Raw genomic sequence first — 2776 nt, forward strand, 5'->3', positions numbered from 1 at the left:
CCCCATGAGTGGTCGAGTCGTCGCGGGATGCCAGGCGGCCAATCGTTTGAAGCCACCACCGGGCTGGAGACACGCAGCCACACCCAGCACCCCTGAGCCTTCCGATCCTACGAGTGACCGGAATCAACCCAGCAACAACGTAGGAGACACGACCCCCACCGCGGCTGGCACTACAAGCCCCGCAAACTCCACGCCGACAAGGCCTACGGCATCCCTGAACTGCGGAAATGGTTACGCGGCAAACGCATCGGGGTCCGCATCGCCCGCAAAGGCATCGAATCCAGCCAACGCCTCGGCCGCCGCAGATGGGTCATCGAACGCACCATGTCCTGGCTCACCGGCTACCGCAGACTCAACCACCGCTACGAACGCCATCCCCGCAACTACCTGGCCTTCCTCGGCCTCGCCGCCGCCCTCTGCTGCTACAAACGACTCATCCGCCTCACCACACAGGACACAGTCTTACGAGTTGGTGCGTGATAGCGGGCGAGGCGTCGTGTCTGGCAGGTGGCATGATCCGGCTGTGGCGATCATGGTCAATCAGGCGGTGCTGGCGCATCAGCTGTTCACGGGGATCTCTCCGCGTCATCTCGCGCGTCTGGCCGAGGAGTTGGCGGTGCCGTGGCAGGCCGGGGTCGAGGGTCGTCGTCATGCTGCGCGAGGTGGGGCCAGGAAGCGGGCTGAAGGTGCTGGTGCCCGTCACCAACTGGTGTTCGTGGACCGTCTGCTGGTCACGTTGATCCATCTGCGCCATGATCTGCCGCACTCGGTGCTCGGGCTGCTGTTCGGCGTCGACCGCTCCACCGTCACCCGTGCGATCGGCGAGATACGTCGGCGCTGACGGACGTGTTCGCCTATGCCCAGGCCGAAGGCATCGAGCTGCGGCTGGATGCCACCGAGATCCAGGTCCGCAGGCCGCTGGCCAACCGCGGCGGACGGCGCGCGTTCGTCTCGGGCAAGAAGAAGCAGAACACGATGAAGGCCACCGTGATTGCCGACTGGCGGGGCCGCACGTTATGGACCGACACCCCGCGGCCTGGTCGCATGCACGATGCCACGGCCGCCCGCAACGAGGGCATCGCCATCTGCTTCCAGCACTTCCCCGACGCCGAGGTCCTCCTGGACGACGGCTACCTCGGCCTGAGCCGCGACCACCGCGGCCAAGCGATCACACCACCCAGAAAACCCCGGCCCGGAGCACTGCCCGGCAGAGTCCAGCAGTGGGAACACGACCGCCACGGACACTCATCCGACCGCATCACCGTCGAACACGCCCTCGCCGACCACAAACGCTGGAAGCAACTGACACGCTGGACCCACCGCCGCGACCGCCTGCCCGACACCTACCGCGCCATCGCCAGCCTCGTCTCCGACCGCACCACCATCGCCTGAGAACATGCCACGACCTGGCCAAACACGCCCCACTCGCTATCACGCACCAACTCGTTAGACGTCATCTCAATTGGTGGCTGATGGCGTAGATAGTCGCTGGCAGGCGTGCTGTGGGGACGGTTGAATGTCTTGGTGAGCGACTACTGGACACCCGCGCATCAAGCGGTCGAGCAGGAGGATGCAGAGGCCCTGGCCCGGTTGCTGGCCGCTGGCTCCGATCCCGATGAGGTCTTCAGCAACATGACGCTGCTGACGCACGCGATCGACGTTGAGGGTGATGGCTCCCTGCAGAGCGGGCAGCCGTTGACTGTGCACACCACGGCCGTGCTGCTGGCCTTCGGGGCTGATCCGGAGCTCGCAGACCCAGACGGCCGCACCCCCATGGACATAGCCAATCACTACGGCCATGACCTGGCGATGAAACTGCTGCAGACCCACATCAGCAGACGAGCCGCCGATAGCAGATGAGGGTGCAGGCGATGCTCGTGAAGGCGAGGAAGTGCTCGGCCTTGCGTTCATAGCGGCGGTGGAGGCGGCGGCAGCCGGCGAGCCAGGACATGGTGCGCTCGATGGTCCAGCGGTGGCGGCCCAGCCGCTGCGAGGTCTCGATCCCCTTGCGGGCGATGCGGTGCTTGATGCCACGCCCTCGTAACCATCGCCGCAGGTAGGAATAGTCGTAGCCCTTGTCCGCGTGGAGCTTGTCCGGCCTGCGTCGCCGCCGCCCGCGGCGGGAGCGGATCGGTGGTATGCCCTTCACCAGGGGGATCAGTGCCTGGCTGTCGTGCAGATTCGCCCCCGAGATTCCGACTGACAGGGGCAGACCCGTCCGCTCGGTGATCAAATGGATCTTCGAGCCGTACTTGCCCCGGTCGACAGGATTCGGACCTGTCAGTTCCCCCTTTTCAGGGCCCGCATGTTCACCGAGTCGATCGCACAGCGCGACCAGTCCAACTCGCCGCGGGCACCGAGTTCGTCGAGGACCAGGCGGTGGAGCTTGGCCCACACCCTGGCCTTCGTCCACTCGGCAAAACGGCGGTGAGCCGTCGCCCCCGACGGACCGAACGACGCAGCGGGCAACTGCTGCCACGTGCAGCCCGAGGTGGCCACAAATACGATCGCAGCCAGCACCTCACGGTCGCCATGCCGGCGGCGGCCACCGCCCTGAGGCCGCGAAGGCGCCTCCGGCACCACCCGCTGGAACAACTCCCACAATTCGTCCGGCACCAGCCGCTCAACGATCCCCACCACGCCCCACAGCCTACCGAGGCAACCAATTGAGATGACGTCTTACGAGTTGGTGCGTGATAGCGGGTGAGGCGTCGTGTCTGGCAGGTGGCATGATCCGGCTGTGGCGATCATGGTCAATCAGGCGGTGCTGGCGCAT

General features: G+C 65.9%; 2 protein-coding genes and 2 pseudogenes. 3 read left to right on the forward strand and 1 reads right to left on the reverse strand.

Annotated features, from left to right (window positions below):
- Window positions 1–144: 144 nt before the first annotated feature.
- The 3 genes and pseudogenes from ACIQMR_RS38280 to ACIQMR_RS38290 all read left to right on the forward strand — a co-directional run.
- Window positions 145–480: pseudogene (locus ACIQMR_RS38280) on the forward strand (transposase); the annotation flags it as partial.
- A 52-nt stretch (window positions 481–532) separates the two neighbouring features.
- Window positions 533–1392: pseudogene (locus ACIQMR_RS38285) on the forward strand (transposase family protein).
- 132 nt (window positions 1393–1524) lie between these two features.
- Entirely contained in the window at window positions 1525–1860 is a 336-nt protein-coding gene (locus ACIQMR_RS38290) for an ankyrin repeat domain-containing protein (protein WP_401397772.1), read from the forward strand.
- Here ACIQMR_RS38290 and ACIQMR_RS38295 read toward each other — a convergent pair.
- Window positions 1832–2631, reverse strand: a protein-coding gene (locus tag ACIQMR_RS38295) for an IS5 family transposase (protein WP_401397775.1) whose coding sequence is annotated in 2 segments (ribosomal slippage) — window positions 1832–2283 and window positions 2283–2631 — 801 coding nt in all. Because the reading frame shifts where the segments join, the coding sequence is not laid out codon by codon here. The two genes, ACIQMR_RS38290 and ACIQMR_RS38295, sit on opposite strands and share 29 nt — an antisense overlap.
- Window positions 2632–2776: the final 145 nt, after the last annotated feature.

The sequence above is a fragment of the Streptomyces sp. NPDC091376 genome, from assembly GCF_044757085.1.
GTDB classification, from domain to species: domain Bacteria; phylum Actinomycetota; class Actinomycetes; order Streptomycetales; family Streptomycetaceae; genus Streptomyces; species Streptomyces pratisoli.